We start from the raw sequence: 13,984 nt of genomic DNA, 5'->3' as shown, positions 1-13,984 counted from the left end.
TCGTATTGGACAGCCGTGCCGAAAAAAAGTGCAGTCTTGTGGAAAATTATTTTGATCCGGCGGCGCTGGCAGCCAGGCGGACGGGAGTGTCGTCGCGGTGCCAGGCCTGGCACCGGGCGCAGAGACTTATTTCGGGGCGCTCAGGCAGGTTTTCATGAAGGCTTTGCGCTCGTCGCCTTTTTTGCCGGTGGCTTCGGCGTTGCAGGTCTTCATCTTGTTTTGCTGGGGCGTGGCGGCCGGGGCCGCTGGTTTGGCGCTCAGGCATTCCTTCATGAAGGTCTTGCGCTCGTCGCCTTTCTTGCCGCTGGCGTCGGCGTTGCAGGTCACCATCTTGTTTTGCTGGGCCGACTTGGGCGCCGGCGCCGCTGCTTCGGGCGCGGCGAAGGCGGCACTGGTGAACGCCAGCAGGGCGCAGGTCATCAACATGTTTTTCATCGGGGTCGTCCTCAATGGTTAGGTTATTCCGGAGTGCAACGGAGTAAATATACGTCAGATGGCTGCGCCGCCACCACTTTTTCTTGCCGCCAGGGCTTTTTGGGGCACTTCCTGCTGTCCATGATTTGAAGCGGTATAATTGCTTTTTCACGGTTCATAAGCGGTTCAACAGGAAGAATGACGCCATGAATACACCTTCCACCGAGCACGATACGGTGCGATCCGACGAGACTGGCGCTTACCGCAGCGGGGTGGCCGCGCGCCTGGCGGGCTTGCCCGTCGAAACCTTGCGGGTGTGGGAGCGCCGCTATGGCGTGTCCGAGCCGCAACGCTCGGCGCGCGGGCAGCGTTTGTATTCGAGCGCCCAGGTGCGCAGGCTGAGCCTGATCAAGCAATTGGTCGACCAGGGCCATCCGATCGGCGCCATGGCGCGCCTGCCGCTCGACCAGCTCCAGCATCTGGCCGAGCCCTTGGTACCCGACACCGGGGCCAGCGGCCCGATCCGGGTGGCGGTGGTGGGTGCCGGACTGGCGCGCCAGCTGGCCGCCGGTGGCCGCGAGCGGCTCGCGCTCGAGGTGCGCCAGTCCTGCGCCAGCCTCGATGAGGCGGCTAGCGCCTTGCGCGGCGTGGCCGCCGATGTGCTGCTGATCGAATTGTCCGAGCTGGACGATTCGGCCTTGCCGCAGGTGGCCGCCGTGCGCCTGGCGTGCGGCACGCCGGCGGTGGTGGTACTGTACCGTTTTTGCGCCAGCGCCACGATCCGCCATTTGCGCGCCCTGGGCTGCCTGGTGGCGCGCGCGCCGTCCGACATGGCCGAGGTGGCATTGCTGTGCCAGGTGGCCTTTCCGGCGCGGCGCGCGCATCTTGCGGCAGCGGCCAGGGGCGCTTCGCCGCGTTGCGGCGAAGCGCTGGCGGCGCGCCGCCTGGACGACCAGGCGCTCGCGGCCCTGGCGGCGGCCAGCAATAGCGTGATGTGCGAGTGTCCGCGCCATCTGGCCGATATCCTGATGATGATCGGCAGCTTCGAGCGCTACAGCGCGCAGTGCGGATCGCGCAATCCGGGCGATGCCGCCTTGCACCAGGAGTTGGGCCAGGCGGCGGCACAGGCGCGCACCCTGCTGGAAAACGCACTGGAACGGCTGGCGCGGGCCGAGGGCTTGCCGCTGCCGGATGGACTGGCGTGAGCCGGACCGCACTTTTTATCATCTTTCACAGGAACTGAGCATGTCGAACGGATTGACTACCGAATACCAACCGAGCACCGTGACGGTGTCGGAGCGCATCCGCGAGCGCCTGGTCGCCAGCAAGACGCGCTTCCACGCCAACGACAATATCGCGCGTTTCATCGAGCCGGGCGAACTCGACGAGCTGCTCGATGAAGTCAGCGCCAAGCTGCAAGGCGTGCTCGAAAGCCTGGTGATCGATACCGTCAGCGACCACAATACCCAGGATACCGGGCGCCGCGTGGCCAAGATGTTCATTAACGAAGTGTTCGGCGGGCGCTATGTGCCGATGCCGCCGGTGACCGAATTTCCGAATGCCTCGCATTTGAACGAGCTGATGATCATCGGCCCGATCACGGTGCGCAGCGCCTGTTCGCACCATCTGTGCCCGGTGATCGGCAAGGTCTGGATCGGCGTGATGCCGAACGAGCATTCGGCCCTGATCGGGCTGTCGAAATATGCGCGCATTGCCAACTGGATCATGAGCCGTCCGCAAATCCAGGAAGAAGCGGTGGTGCAGCTGGCCGACCTGTTGCAGGAAAAGATGCAGCCGGATGGCCTGGCCGTGGTGATGGAAGCGGACCATTTTTGCATGCAGTGGCGCGGCGTGAAGGATATGGATGCGAAAATGATCAACAGCGTCATGCACGGCTCGTTCTTGAAAGATCCGGCGCTGCGGCGCGAGTTTTTGTCCCTGATTAAACGCTGACCTTTCGGAGAATCACACCATGCTCGTCCGTCTCCTGTACGCCAGCCGCGCCATCGCCGCGCCGCAGCCCGATACGATCCACGACATCATGTGCCAGTCGCACGCGCACAATCCCGCCCAGGGCATCACGGGCATCCTGTGCCACAGCGAGCAGGTGTACATGCAAGTGCTCGAAGGCGGGCGCGAGGCGATCAACGCGCTGTACGCGAAAATCGTGCGCGATCCGCGCCACACCGATGTGGTGCTGCTGCACTACGAAGAAATCAATGAGCGCCGCTATGCCGGCTGGACCATGGGCAAGGCGAACCTGGCGCGCATCAATCCATCGACCCTGCTGCGTTTTTCCGATTTGCCGGGGCTGAACCCGCATGCCATGTCCGGCAAGAATTCGCTGGCGCTGGTCGACGAGTTGATGGCCAGCGCGTCGGTGGTCGGCCACCCGTAGGGGACCGGCCGCACAGGGTGCGGCCGGGGCGCCCGCGAACCCCGTCGTCGACAGGGGCTGCCCGCGAACCCCGTCGTCGACAGGGGCCGCTGGTAGGGCGTGGGGAAAAGCTTACTCTTCGTCAGCCGACACGTCGCCGGTCTTGCGGTTGTATTTGAGCGTGATCTTGTTCAGCTCGCACAAATCGAATTCATCCCACTCGACTTCCGAACCATCGTCGTCGAAGGTGATGCTCAGGCTTTGCAGGCAGTGCGCCCTGCTTGAAAATTTGATCAGGCGCGCTTTGTTGGGTGACAGGATTCCCTCGCCCAAACGGTCGTTGCCCCAGGTTTTGCTTTTGGCTGGCGCGATGTGGACCGCGCGGATCGGATAGCCGGTCTTGTTGACCAGCGTGAAGTCGGCATCACCGGCAATCGCGGCGTTGGCAAGCAAGGCGCTTGCGATGACGAGCATCTTGATTTTCATGAGTTCTCTTTCGTTATAGTTGTTTTGACCAGTCGTCCCGCCCATGGGCGGGTACCGCGCCGGATAATACATGGATGGGGCGCGTACGTACAGTGGCGTGCATTGCATGCCGCGCGATGAGGGGATACGTCACTGAACGGAACGCACGCACGCCGCCCGGACCGGATCCGATCCGGGGTAGCCAGGCCAGCATGCATTGCTGGCCTGCGCCCGTGCGCTGGCGCTAGGCGAGGCGCTAGGCGACGCGCTAGGCGACGCGCTAGGCGACGCGCTAGGCGACGTTGATCTGAACCCTGCGCGGCTGGGCGTGCGCGGCCTTGGGGATGCGGATCTTGAGCACGCCATGGTTCAGCTCCGCGCTCGCCTGCTCGCCGTCGAGCTCCCTGGACAGCGCGAAGCTGCGCTGGTAGTGCTGGTGCTTGACCTCGGCGTAGCGCGATTCCATTTCCGGCGGCACGTCGAGCGACACGGTGCCATTGATGGTGAGGCTGTTCGTTTCGAGGCGCAGGTCGAGCTGGTCCCGGGAGACGCCTGGTATGTCGGCCAGCAGCGTGATGCCGTTGGCGTCTTCGATCACATCCACCGGCGGTATCAGGACGCCGCTGCGGGCGAGGGCGGTGCCGCCGGTCTGGTCTGTGGAGCGGGATTGGGTCAGCGCGCCGGCGCCCGCTTCCGCAGTGCCCTGGGCGCTAGCGTTGCCATCTTCCATGGCCGCAGCGCCTTGACCGCTCCGGGTTCCGTCTGCCATCGCCGCACTGCCCTGGCCGCTGCCAGTGCTGGCAGAACCACCGGCCGCACCGCCGCCTGCGCCCGATCCGCTTATCGCTTCGCCGCCTGCCTCGCTGCCGGCGCCACTAGTGGCGCTGCTGCCAGCGCCGGCATTGCCGATGCCGCCCGTACTGCCGGCGATCCCTGCATCGGCCGGATTGCCCATGGGTGCCGGATTGCCTGCCTGGCCGCCAGCTCCCGCCGTGCCGCCGTGTTCGTTTTCCTTGGTTGTCATGCTGCCCTCCCGGTCAGTGCACTGAAATGCGGCGCGGCTGGCTTGCCTCGCGGCGCGCCACGCTGACGTGCAGGACGCCGTCGCGGTAGTGTGCCGCCACCGATTCGGGGTCGATGTCCTCAGGCAGGCTGACAACCCGCTTGAAGCGGCCCGCGAAGCGCTCGTTGATGTGTACCGTGGCGTGCTGCTGCGCGCTCGACAAGTCGTCGGCACGCTCGCCGGCGATGGTCAGTACCCCTTGTTCGAGCTGCACCTCGATCGAGGCCGGGTCGAGCCCGGGGACAAACGCGACCATCTCCACGCTGTGCGGCGTGCTGCCGACGTTGAGCGCGGGGAAGCCGCCACGGCCAAGGCCGCGGATGCTGGGTCCCAGGTCGAAGGCTTGCTCGATGTCGCGCTGAAGGCGGTCCATCTCGCCAAAGACATCGCCAGGAAACATGGATCGATACATCATCATGGTGTTCTCCCGTGTGGATAATGGGAGTTTGACCTTGCGCCCCGGGCGAGGTTCGCCGTCATGTGACGCGCGGGCGTTTCGGCGGCGCGTGTTTGCGCTTGATCAAAGATGTGTGCCGCCGTGGCGCGAAACTGGTGCGCGCCACGCGGCAGGGGGGACTTTACAGCAGCTTGAGCAGGGCTTCGGCGCCCGCTTCCGACGAGGCCGGATTCTGGCCGGTGACCAGCAAGCCGTCGGTCAGCACGTACGAGGCCCAGTCCGGGCCTTTGGAGTAGATGCCGCCGTGTTCCTTGAGCATGTCTTCCACCAGGAACGGCACCACCTTGGTCAGGCCGACCGCTTCTTCTTCGGTGTTGGTGAAACCGGTGACGCGCTTGCCGGCGACCAGCGGCTTGCCATCCGGACCCTTGACATGGCGCAGCACGCCGGGGGCATGGCAGACGGCGGCGACCGGCTTGCCGGCGGCGATCATGGTTTCGATCAGGCTGATCGACTGCTTGTCTTCGGCCAGGTCCCACAGGGGACCATGGCCGCCCGGATAGAACACGGCGTCGAATTCGGCGGCCTTGATATCGGCCAGCTTGAGCGTGGCGGCCAGGGCCGCTTGCGCCGCCGGGTCTTGCTTGAAGCGGCGCGTGGCGTCGGTTTGCGCATCGGGCTCATCGCTCTTGGGGTCGAGCGGCGGCTGGCCGCCGGCCGGCGAGGCCAGCACGACGCTGACGCCCTTGTCCTTGAGCACGTAGTACGGCGCCGCGAATTCTTCGAGCCAGAAGCCGGTCTTGTGACCGGTGTCGCCCAGTTGATCGTGCGAGGTCAATACCATCAATACATTCATGTGGACTCCAGTGTTGGGAAAGAAGCAATCCTGGCAGTGTGGCACAGATGTCGTTGCGGCGTCGTCCAGCAGCTTTTCATGCGGCTTGCAGTTCGTGGTACAGGGCCAGCATTTCCTGGCTCAGCTTGTGGCGCGGGTCGAGGTGGATCATGGGCAGGTTGCGGTCGTGCGATTCGCGGATGCGGATCGAACTCGACAGCTTGTTGCCGAGCACCGGCAAGCCTTCCGCGCTCAGTTCGTCCACCAGGCGCTGCGGCAGCCGGGCGCGCGCCTGGAACTGGTTGACGATGATGCCTTCGATCTCGAGCGCGGGGTTGTGGTCGGCCTTGATCTCGGCCACGTTGGCCACCAGGGTGTACAGCGCCTGGCGCGAAAAATCGTCGCAGTCGAAAGGAATCAGGCAGCGCTCGGCGGCGATCAGCGCCGACTGGGTGAAGAAGTTGTAGGCGGGCGGGGTGTCGACGAAAATCTCGTCGAAGTCCCTGGCCAGCTCGGTCAGGGTGTCGCGCAGCTTGTAGATCTTGTGGCGCGATTCGAGCTTGGCTTGCAGGTCGCCCAGCTCCGGGTGCGACACCATGAGCGAGAGGTTCTCGAACGGCGTGGGGTGCACGAACTCGCTGGCCGGTTTGGGAAAGACGATGAAGTTGAGCATTTGCTCGAAGTAGGCGCCCATGGTCGGCGTCACCTCGTTCATGGCCGCGCCGAGCAGGTAGCGGCTGGCGTTGCATTGCGGATCGATGTCGATCAGCAGGGTTTTCTTGCCCTGCTGGGCCGCGATGGCCGCCAGGTTGACCGCGATCGTCGACTTGCCGACGCCACCCTTCTGGTTGAAAATCACACGTTTCATCTGCCGGCCCGGGGAAAGTGATTGATTGCTCAATACTAGCATGCTGCGATGCAGCATCGGGACGGCGCGTGCGCTTGATGCGATGTGTTGCAACAGGCGGGCGCCGGCCGGGCACGTGGTCACGGCCGGCGCCGGGCGATCAGTCTTCCAGCAGGCTGCGCAGCATCCAAGCGTATTTTTCGTGCGTTTGCATGCGCTGGGTCAGCAGGTCGCAGGTAGGCTGGTCGTTGGCTTGCTCGGCCACGCTGAACAGGGCGCGCGCGGTGCGCACCACGCTGGCCTGGCCTTCCATCAGGTCGCGGATCATGTCCTTGGCGTTGGGTGTGCCGCTGGTCGGCTTGATCGTGGTCAGGGCGGCGAACTGCTGGTAGGAACCGGGCGCCAGCTCACCCAGCGCGCGGATGCGCTCGGCGATCAGGTCGACCGCCAGCCACTGCTCGTTGTACAGGGTCATGAACATGGTGTGCAGGGTCTGGAACATGGGACCGGTGACGTTCCAGTGGTACTGGTGGGTCTTCAGGTACAGGGTGTAGCTGTCGGCGAGCAGGCGCGACAGGCCTTCGACGATCTGCTTGCGGTCGGCGTCGGCAATGCCGAGGTCGACCATGGGGGCTGGCGAGGTTTTGCTGTTCATGGGTCTATGCTCCTGTATGAGGCGTGGATGGGAAAAGGGTGGAGAATATAGGCGATTTCAGGCCATCGCGTGCGCGGCGGCATGGATCTGGCCGACGATCTCGTAGGAATGCAGGCGAGCCTGGTGGTCGAACACTTGCGAGGTGATCATCAGCTCGTCGGCGCCGGTGCGCTCGATGAACTGGCGCAGCTGGCGCGCGACCGTGTCCGGCGCGCCGATGGCCGAGCACGACAGAACCTGGTCGAGCATGGCGCGTTCCTGCGGGCCCAGGGCGTCGAGGTAGCCGGACAGCGGCGGCTGCAGGCGTCCCGGGCGGCCGCTGCGCAGGTTCACGAACGCTTGCTGCATCGAGGTGGCCAGCAGCGCGGCCTGGTCGTCGGTATCGGCGGCGAACACGTTAAAGCCGAGCATCACGTAGGGCTTGTCGAGCTGGGCCGACGGGCGGAACTGGGCGCGGTACAAGTCCACCGCCTGCATCATCTGGGCCGGGGCGAAGTGCGAGGCGAAGGCGTACGGCAAGCCCAGGTGGGCGGCCAGCTGGGCGCCGAACAGGCTCGACCCGAGGATCCAGACCGGCACCTTCAGGCCCGCGCCGGGCACGGCCATGACCGGGCGGCGCGCGGTCTCGGCAAAGTAATCCATCAGCTCGGCCACGTCTTGCGGAAATTCGTCGGCGTCCGATTGCAGGTTGCGGCGCATGGCGCGCGCGGTGGCCTGGTCCGAGCCGGGAGCGCGCCCCAGGCCCAGGTCGATGCGGCCGGGATACAGCGACTCGAGCGTGCCGAACTGCTCGGCGATGACCAGCGGCGAGTGGTTCGGCAGCATGACGCCGCCGGCGCCGACCCGGATGGTGGTGGTGCCGCCAGCCACATAACCGAGCAGCACGGCGGTGGCGGCGCTGGCGATGCCCGGCATGCCGTGGTGTTCGGCCAGCCAGTAGCGGTTAAAGCCCCAGCGTTCGGCATGCTGCGCCAGGTCGAGCGTGTTCTGGAACGAGACGCGCGCGTTGCTGCCTTGGGTGATCGGGGACAGGTCGAGTACGGAAAAGGGAATCATTATCTGTGCCTTGGGACGGTAGGGGGGGCGGCGCGGCCTCTGCTTGGGCAGCGCAGTCTTACCCACATGGGGACGGGGGTGCCGTTTAAAAGGCGTGTCGTCCCCATGCCGTCAGGCCACCCGGAGCGCGGGCGCGCTGTATTGACAGGCGCCCGGCGTGGCGCTTCAGCTCAGCCGTCCCTGGCGTGGCGCGCGTCCCGGGGCGCCGCTGCCGCCCATGCCGTCCAGGCGGAACACGCCGACCACCTGCGACAGGCGCGCGGCCTGGTCCTGCATGCTCCCGGCGGCGGCGGCGGCTTGCTCGACCAGCGCGGCATTCTGCTGGGTCGCCGCATCCATCTGGGCGATGGCCTGGTTAACCTGGGCGATGCCGGCGCTCTGCTCGTGGCTGGCGGCTGAAATCTCGGCCATGATGTCGGTCACGCGGCGCACGCTGGCCACCACATTGTCCATGGTGCCGCCGGCGTCGGCCACCAGCTTGTTGCCGACCGATACCTTCTCGACCGAGTCGCCGATCAGCGCCTTGATTTCCTTGGCGGCCGCGGCGCTGCGCTGGGCCAGGTTGCGCACTTCCGAGGCGACCACGGCAAAACCGCGGCCCTGTTCGCCGGCGCGCGCCGCTTCCACCGCCGCGTTCAGCGCCAGGATATTGGTCTGGAAGGCGATGCCATCGATGACGCTGATGATGTCGACGATTTTGCGCGACGAGTCGTTGATCGAGGCCATGGTGTCGACCACCTGGGCCACCACCACGCCGCCCTTCATGGCCACCTCGGAGGCGGTGGCGGCCAGCTGGTTGGCCTGGCGCGCATTGTCCGAGTTTTGCTTGACGGTGCCGGTCAGCTCTTCCATCGAGGCTGCGGTTTCTTCCAGCGAACTGGCTTGCTGCTCGGTGCGCGAGGACAGGTCGAGGTTGCCGGACGCGATCTGGCTCGACGCGGTGGCGATGGTATCGGTGCCCATGCGCACCTGCATGACAATCTTGGCCAGGTCGTCGCGCATGGTGCGGATGCCGTGCAGCAGGCTGCTGGTATCGTCGTGCTTGAGGTCGATATTAATGCTCAGATCGCCTTCGGCGATGCTGCGCGCGATGCCGGCCGCATAGCCAGGCTCGCCGCCGAGCTGGCGCAGCAGGCCGCGCCCGATCACCAGGCCGAGCGCGAGCAGCAGCCCGGCCAGCGCCAGTGCGCCCAGCGAAAAGGTGAGCAGGCGCGCGCGGATGGCGGTGTCGACGGTATCGATGTACACGCCCGAGCCGACGATCCAGCCCCAGGGCGCGAAGCCCTTGACGTAGGACACTTTCTGGACCGGATCGTCGCTGCCCGGCTTGGGCCACATGTAGAACGAGAAGCCGGCGCCGCTGGCCTTGACGATGTCGGCGAATTCGACGAAGAGGTGTTTGCCGGTCGGGTCCGTGTTGGCGCTGACGTTGGTGTTGTCGAGCGCCGGCTTGATCGGATGCATCAGCACCACGGGCGTCTGGTCCTGGACCCAGAAGTATTCGGTCTTGCTGTAGCGCAGCACCTTGATGGCGGCCAGGGCGTTTTTCTGCGCCTCGGCCTGGGTCATGCCGCCTTTTTCGGCCAGGCCGTGATAGTAGGCGACGACCCCGTGCGCGGTTTCGACAGCCTGGCGCACATTGTTTTCACGTTCCTCCAGGATGAGGCGCCTCTCGGATACCAGGAACAGGGCGGTCAGCACCGCGATGCCGACGATGCTGCTGATGATCAGGGTGGCGAGCTTCCTGGCGATGCTCATCGATTCAAGAAAGGGAATACTCATGGCAACATCCTTTACGTGCATTCTGCGAGCCCGGCATCGGCGCCGCGCTCCGTGATGCTGTTGGAAAGCCACCGGGGCTGGCTGGCGACAGAAAGCGATTGCGCCGGCATCGCTGCGGGCTTGCCGGTGTGCCTTGCGCGGGTGAGCGCGGCCAGCCGCCGGCGGCTTGACGGCAAAGCGGCATCGGCGCCGCTGTCAGGCCGGAAATGACATATCGATGAAAAAGATTACTTTATAGAAATTGGAGAGTCAATTACTGGATGCCGGTGGCGGCGGAAATCGCTGCGGTCCGCCTGAAAAGCAACAGGCCGGCGCGCGCCCAAAATGGATATCTGGAAATAATGTGTCATTGCGCAGTCACCCGGAAGTCACTTTGTCGTAACATTAGGGCAATATTATCTTTTATGCTTGTCCGATAGATTGTGATCCAGATGATTTTCCAGGAAAGACATGCTCATGTTGTACTACACGCCAAGACCCCGTTCGATGCCGCTGGCTGCGCGCATCCTGTTTGCCGCGCTGATGGGCGCCAGCCTTGTCGCCTGCGGCAACGACGACCCGGCCCCGTCCACGCCGGTGGCGCACAATCCCGCGCCCGCGCCTGGCGCCGCCGACCCTTCGCGCGCCTGCAGCGCCAAGTCCGCCAGCATGCGCTGCGCCCCATGAGCGCGGTTTTCCCCCGCGCCACCCGATAGGCTTTACCGACCATGACGATCACACCCAACAGCAGACGCGCGTTCTTGCGCAAGGCCGCCCGCATTGGCGGCAGCGCCGCGGCGCTCTCCATGTTTCCGCCCGCGATAGGCAGGGCCCTCGCGGTCGCGGCCAACAACCGCACCGGCACCATCAGGGATGTCGAGCACATCGTCATCCTGATGCAGGAAAACCGTTCCTTCGACCATTATTTCGGCACCCTGAAAGGGGTGCGCGGTTTCGGCGACCGTTTCCCGATCCCGCTGCCGGCATCGGCCGCGATGGGCAAGCACCGGGTCTGGTACCAGCTCAACGACAGCGTGGCGGCGGCGCCGCGCGTGATCGCGCCCTTCCACTTAAATACCCAGCAAAGCTTCAATGCGATGCGGGTGGCCGGCACGCCGCACAGCTGGCCGAACGCGCAGTACGCGTGGAACCACGGCATCCTGGCCAACTGGCCGGCGCACAAGCAAAACCATTCGATGGGGTACTACAAGGAAGCCGATATTCCTTTCCAGTTCGCGCTGGCCAACGCGTTTACGATTTGCGACGCCTATCACAGCGCGTTCCAGGGCGGCACCAATCCGAACCGCGTGTTTGCCTGGAGCGGCGCCAATGACCCGCTCAAGCAGGGTAACGGCCCCGTGATCGGCAACAGCTACGACAGCGTCGAGCACGATCCCAGCGGCGGCTACGCCTGGATCACTTATCCGGAGCGGCTGCAGGCGGCCGGCATACGCTGGCAGGTGTACCAGAACATGGCCGACAACTTCACCGACAACCCGCTGGCCGGCTTCAGGCGCTTCCGCGATGCCTTTGCCAATGTGCCCGGCTCCGATCCGCAGTTGCGCGAACGGGGCATGAGCACGCGCGACCTCGACCAGCTGAAACTCGACGTGCAGGCCGACAAGCTGCCGCAAGTCTCGTTCATCGTCGCCACCGCCGAAGGCTCGGAGCATCCCGGGCCATCGAGCCCGGCGCAGGGCGCCGAGTACACGGCGGCCGTGCTGGACGCGCTGACCTCGAACACCGAGGTCTGGAGCAAGACCGTGCTGTTCCTGATGTTCGACGAAAACGATGGCTTTTTCGATCACGTGCCGCCGCCTGCCGCGCCATCGTACGTGCAATGGCACAGCGATGCGAGGCAAGCCGTGCTCGCTGGCGCTTCCACCGTCAGCACCGTGGGCGAATACCACGAGTTCGCCACCACCGAAACGATGGAAGCGCCCGCGCTCATGCACCGCCCCTACGGCCTGGGTCCGCGCGTGCCGATGTATGTGATTTCGCCGTGGAGCAAGGGTGGCTGGGTCAACTCACAAGTGTTTGACCACACTTCCGTGATCCGCTTCATCGAAACGCGCTTCGGGGTGATGGAACCGAGCATCACCCCGTGGCGCCGGGCCGTTTGCGGCGACCTGATGAGTGCATTCAACTTCAAGGATCCGGACGGCGCGGCCTTTTCCGGCGCCTTGCCGGACACCAAGGCGCTGGCCGCGCGCGCGCGCGCGCTGGGCGCCACCACCACCCCGGACTTGCCGCCCTTGCCGGAACTGCCGTCCCAGGCGAGCGGCACGCGGCCATCGCGCGCCTTGCCGTACGAGCTGCACGTGAGTGCGCGCGTGCATCCGGACACGGTGGACGTCGAGCTGCTGTTTTCCAACACGGGAGCGGCGGCGGCGGTATTCCATGTGTACGACCAGAACCAGTTACAGACGCCGCCACGGCGCTACACGGTGGAAGCGAACAAGGACTTGAACGGGGTGTGGGCGCTGGGCGACCAGCAGGGCAGGTATGACCTGTGGGTGCTGGGCCCGAACGGCTTTCACCGCCACTTCAGCGGCAGCGCCTCGCGCCAGGGGCCGCAGCCGGAAATCCAGGTGTGCTACGACATTGCCAACGGCGGCGTGTCGGCCAAATTGCGCAACAATGGCAGCGTGGCGGCCACCTTCGTACTCAAGGCCAACGCCTATCTCGACGCGCCGGCCTGGAGCGTCACGGTGGCGGCCGGTGCGCTGTCGGAGCAAGCCTGGCCGCTGTGCGACTGCGGCAACTGGTACGACTTCAGCGTGCGCGTGACGGAACTGCCCGGCTACGTGCGGCGCTTTGCCGGGCGCGTGGAAACGGGCAAGGATTCGGTCAGCGACCCGGCCATGGGCGGGCTGGCGCTGGCCGGCGATTAGTCAAGGACGCGGCGCTGCCTACGGCGCCGCCGAGAACGAATCGTGCGATGGGAACTTGGCTTTCATCCATTCGCGGTTCAGTTGCAGGGCCGTGACGAGGTCCTGCGGCAGCGTGTCGAGAATCTCCGGGTCGTCGCTGGGGGTATCGGCCAGCAGGCTGGCCAGGTGGATGATGCCGCCGAGCTTGCTGAACGGATGGGCCTCCAGCGGGTCCGACGAGCATGCCAGCGCGCGCACGATGGTCTCGGGGAAGTTCCAGCGCCGCCCCAGCTCGGCCGTGATTTCACCTTCGCAAAAACCCAGCAAACGCTGTTCGCGCTCCCAGCGCGCGCCGGGCAGGTGCGGCTGCTGTTCGATTTCCGCGAATGCGGTCGGTTCGGCCTGGTAGATCAGCAGTTCGCCCAGGCGCACCATCATCCCCGCCAGCCAGGCATCCTGGCCATCGCTGCCAAGGCTGCCCGAGAGCCACTTGGCATAGCCGGCGCACGCCATGCTGCTTTTCCAGAATTCATCGCTGTCCAGGCCCGGCAAGTCGGGGAAGGTTTCGGCGAAGCAGGCCGCCAGCGCCAGGGTGCGCACGTGCGACATGCCGGTCATGGCGATGGCGTCGTCGAGCGAATTGACGCCGCGCGAGACGCCGAAACGGGCGCTGTTGGCCAGGCGCATCAGCTTGGCGGTGAGCGCCGGATCGCGCGCGATGATGGAACTGATCAACTTGGCCGAGGCATCTTCATCATCGAGCGTCTTGATGAGGGAATGGGCCACTTCGGAGATCACCGGGAGTTTGACGTTCTGAAAAAATGCGGAGAGTTCGGACATAGTGCTTCCTTTGATGGTCAGTCGCGGCGTGGTGAACGGGGAGGCAAACGGAACAGCTTGGACAGGACAAGGGCGGCGCCGCCGGGGTGGGCCAGGCGCGTCGATGGGTGAACGGCGGTGCGGACATGGGCAGGCATGCTTCGGTTTCCCCAGCTTGCGTTGATGAATCAGTCTACTATGAGTAATGCCCCATGCAAACAAAATCCGCAGCGTGGCGGACCGGCCCGAAGCGCCCCCAGCTGTTTGCGCGGCCATGCGCGCGCGCCGGATGTGCAATCCCGCTAGGGACTATTGCATCCACGCTGCATGAAGGTTTCGCGACGGTGCTCAAACGCATCATGCAAAGGTGTTGTTTTAGCGCTGTAAAAGGCTAAACTGATGCCTTACGACATTGATTTTAG

The 13,984-nt window shown here is 65.1% G+C and carries 15 protein-coding genes; 5 read left to right on the top strand and 10 right to left on the bottom strand.

Annotation, left to right across the window (positions count from 1 at the left end; genetic code table 11):
• Nucleotides 1-126: 126 nt before the first annotated feature.
• Nucleotides 127-435, bottom strand: a complete 309-nt coding sequence (locus tag F2P44_RS20660; protein WP_167088929.1) for a PsiF family protein — start codon at nt 433-435, stop codon at nt 127-129.
• 185 nt (nt 436-620) lie between these two features.
• On the opposite strand from F2P44_RS20660, the gene F2P44_RS20655 reads away from it, so the two are divergent.
• From F2P44_RS20655 to F2P44_RS20645, 3 genes are read left to right on the top strand one after another with little or no spacing between them, the layout of a single operon-like run.
• Nucleotides 621-1,619, top strand: coding sequence for a MerR family transcriptional regulator (locus F2P44_RS20655; RefSeq protein ID WP_167088928.1), 999 nt, complete (start codon nt 621-623; stop codon nt 1,617-1,619).
• 40 nt (nt 1,620-1,659) lie between these two features.
• On the top strand, nt 1,660-2,367 hold the full coding sequence (folE, locus tag F2P44_RS20650) for a GTP cyclohydrolase I (protein WP_054266098.1): 708 nt from the start codon (nt 1,660-1,662) through the stop codon (nt 2,365-2,367).
• A 19-nt stretch (nt 2,368-2,386) separates the two neighbouring features.
• Complete coding sequence (locus tag F2P44_RS20645; protein WP_167088927.1) at nt 2,387-2,812, top strand: BLUF domain-containing protein; 426 nt, start codon at nt 2,387-2,389, stop codon at nt 2,810-2,812.
• 111 nt (nt 2,813-2,923) lie between these two features.
• Here F2P44_RS20645 and F2P44_RS20640 read toward each other — a convergent pair whose 3' ends face one another.
• From F2P44_RS20640 to F2P44_RS20605, 8 genes are all read right to left on the bottom strand, one after another.
• Nucleotides 2,924-3,277 (bottom strand): hypothetical protein, encoded by a 354-nt coding sequence (locus F2P44_RS20640; RefSeq protein WP_167088926.1) that lies wholly within the window; start codon nt 3,275-3,277, stop codon nt 2,924-2,926.
• Nucleotides 3,278-3,548: 271 nt separating this feature from the next.
• On the bottom strand, nt 3,549-4,280 hold the full coding sequence (locus tag F2P44_RS35665) for an Hsp20/alpha crystallin family protein (RefSeq protein ID WP_229423654.1): 732 nt from the start codon (nt 4,278-4,280) through the stop codon (nt 3,549-3,551).
• A gap of 13 nt (nt 4,281-4,293) precedes the next feature.
• On the bottom strand, nt 4,294-4,731 hold the full coding sequence (locus F2P44_RS20630) for an Hsp20/alpha crystallin family protein (RefSeq protein WP_167088965.1): 438 nt from the start codon (nt 4,729-4,731) through the stop codon (nt 4,294-4,296).
• Nucleotides 4,732-4,897: 166 nt separating this feature from the next.
• Entirely contained in the window at nt 4,898-5,572 is a 675-nt protein-coding gene (locus tag F2P44_RS20625) for a type 1 glutamine amidotransferase domain-containing protein (RefSeq protein ID WP_167088925.1), read from the bottom strand.
• Between the two features lie 76 nt (nt 5,573-5,648).
• Entirely contained in the window at nt 5,649-6,419 is a 771-nt protein-coding gene (locus F2P44_RS20620; RefSeq protein ID WP_167088924.1) for a ParA family protein, read from the bottom strand.
• A gap of 139 nt (nt 6,420-6,558) precedes the next feature.
• Nucleotides 6,559-7,053, bottom strand: a complete 495-nt coding sequence (locus tag F2P44_RS20615; RefSeq protein ID WP_167088923.1) for a Dps family protein — start codon at nt 7,051-7,053, stop codon at nt 6,559-6,561.
• 57 nt (nt 7,054-7,110) lie between these two features.
• A complete protein-coding gene (locus tag F2P44_RS20610) occupies nt 7,111-8,109 on the bottom strand; it encodes an LLM class flavin-dependent oxidoreductase (protein ID WP_167088922.1) in 999 nt (332 codons plus the stop codon).
• Between the two features lie 165 nt (nt 8,110-8,274).
• Nucleotides 8,275-9,891: a methyl-accepting chemotaxis protein gene (locus tag F2P44_RS20605; RefSeq protein WP_229423653.1), complete on the bottom strand. Its 1,617-nt coding sequence runs from the start codon at nt 9,889-9,891 to the stop codon at nt 8,275-8,277.
• A gap of 450 nt (nt 9,892-10,341) precedes the next feature.
• On the opposite strand from F2P44_RS20605, the gene F2P44_RS20600 reads away from it, so the two are divergent.
• Together F2P44_RS20600 and F2P44_RS20595 are read left to right on the top strand one after the other, a co-directional pair.
• Entirely contained in the window at nt 10,342-10,557 is a 216-nt protein-coding gene (locus F2P44_RS20600) for a hypothetical protein (protein ID WP_167088921.1), read from the top strand.
• Nucleotides 10,558-10,598: 41 nt separating this feature from the next.
• Nucleotides 10,599-12,764: a phosphocholine-specific phospholipase C gene (locus tag F2P44_RS20595; protein WP_167088920.1), complete on the top strand. Its 2,166-nt coding sequence runs from the start codon at nt 10,599-10,601 to the stop codon at nt 12,762-12,764.
• 18 nt (nt 12,765-12,782) lie between these two features.
• Here F2P44_RS20595 and F2P44_RS20590 read toward each other — a convergent pair whose 3' ends face one another.
• Entirely contained in the window at nt 12,783-13,583 is an 801-nt protein-coding gene (locus F2P44_RS20590; RefSeq protein ID WP_167088919.1) for an HDOD domain-containing protein, read from the bottom strand.
• Nucleotides 13,584-13,984 lie beyond the last annotated feature (401 nt).

This window comes from Massilia frigida (assembly GCF_011682175.1).
GTDB lineage: Bacteria > Pseudomonadota > Gammaproteobacteria > Burkholderiales > Burkholderiaceae_D > Telluria_A > Telluria_A frigida.
This window is presented reverse-complemented; position numbering and strand designations above follow the sequence as displayed.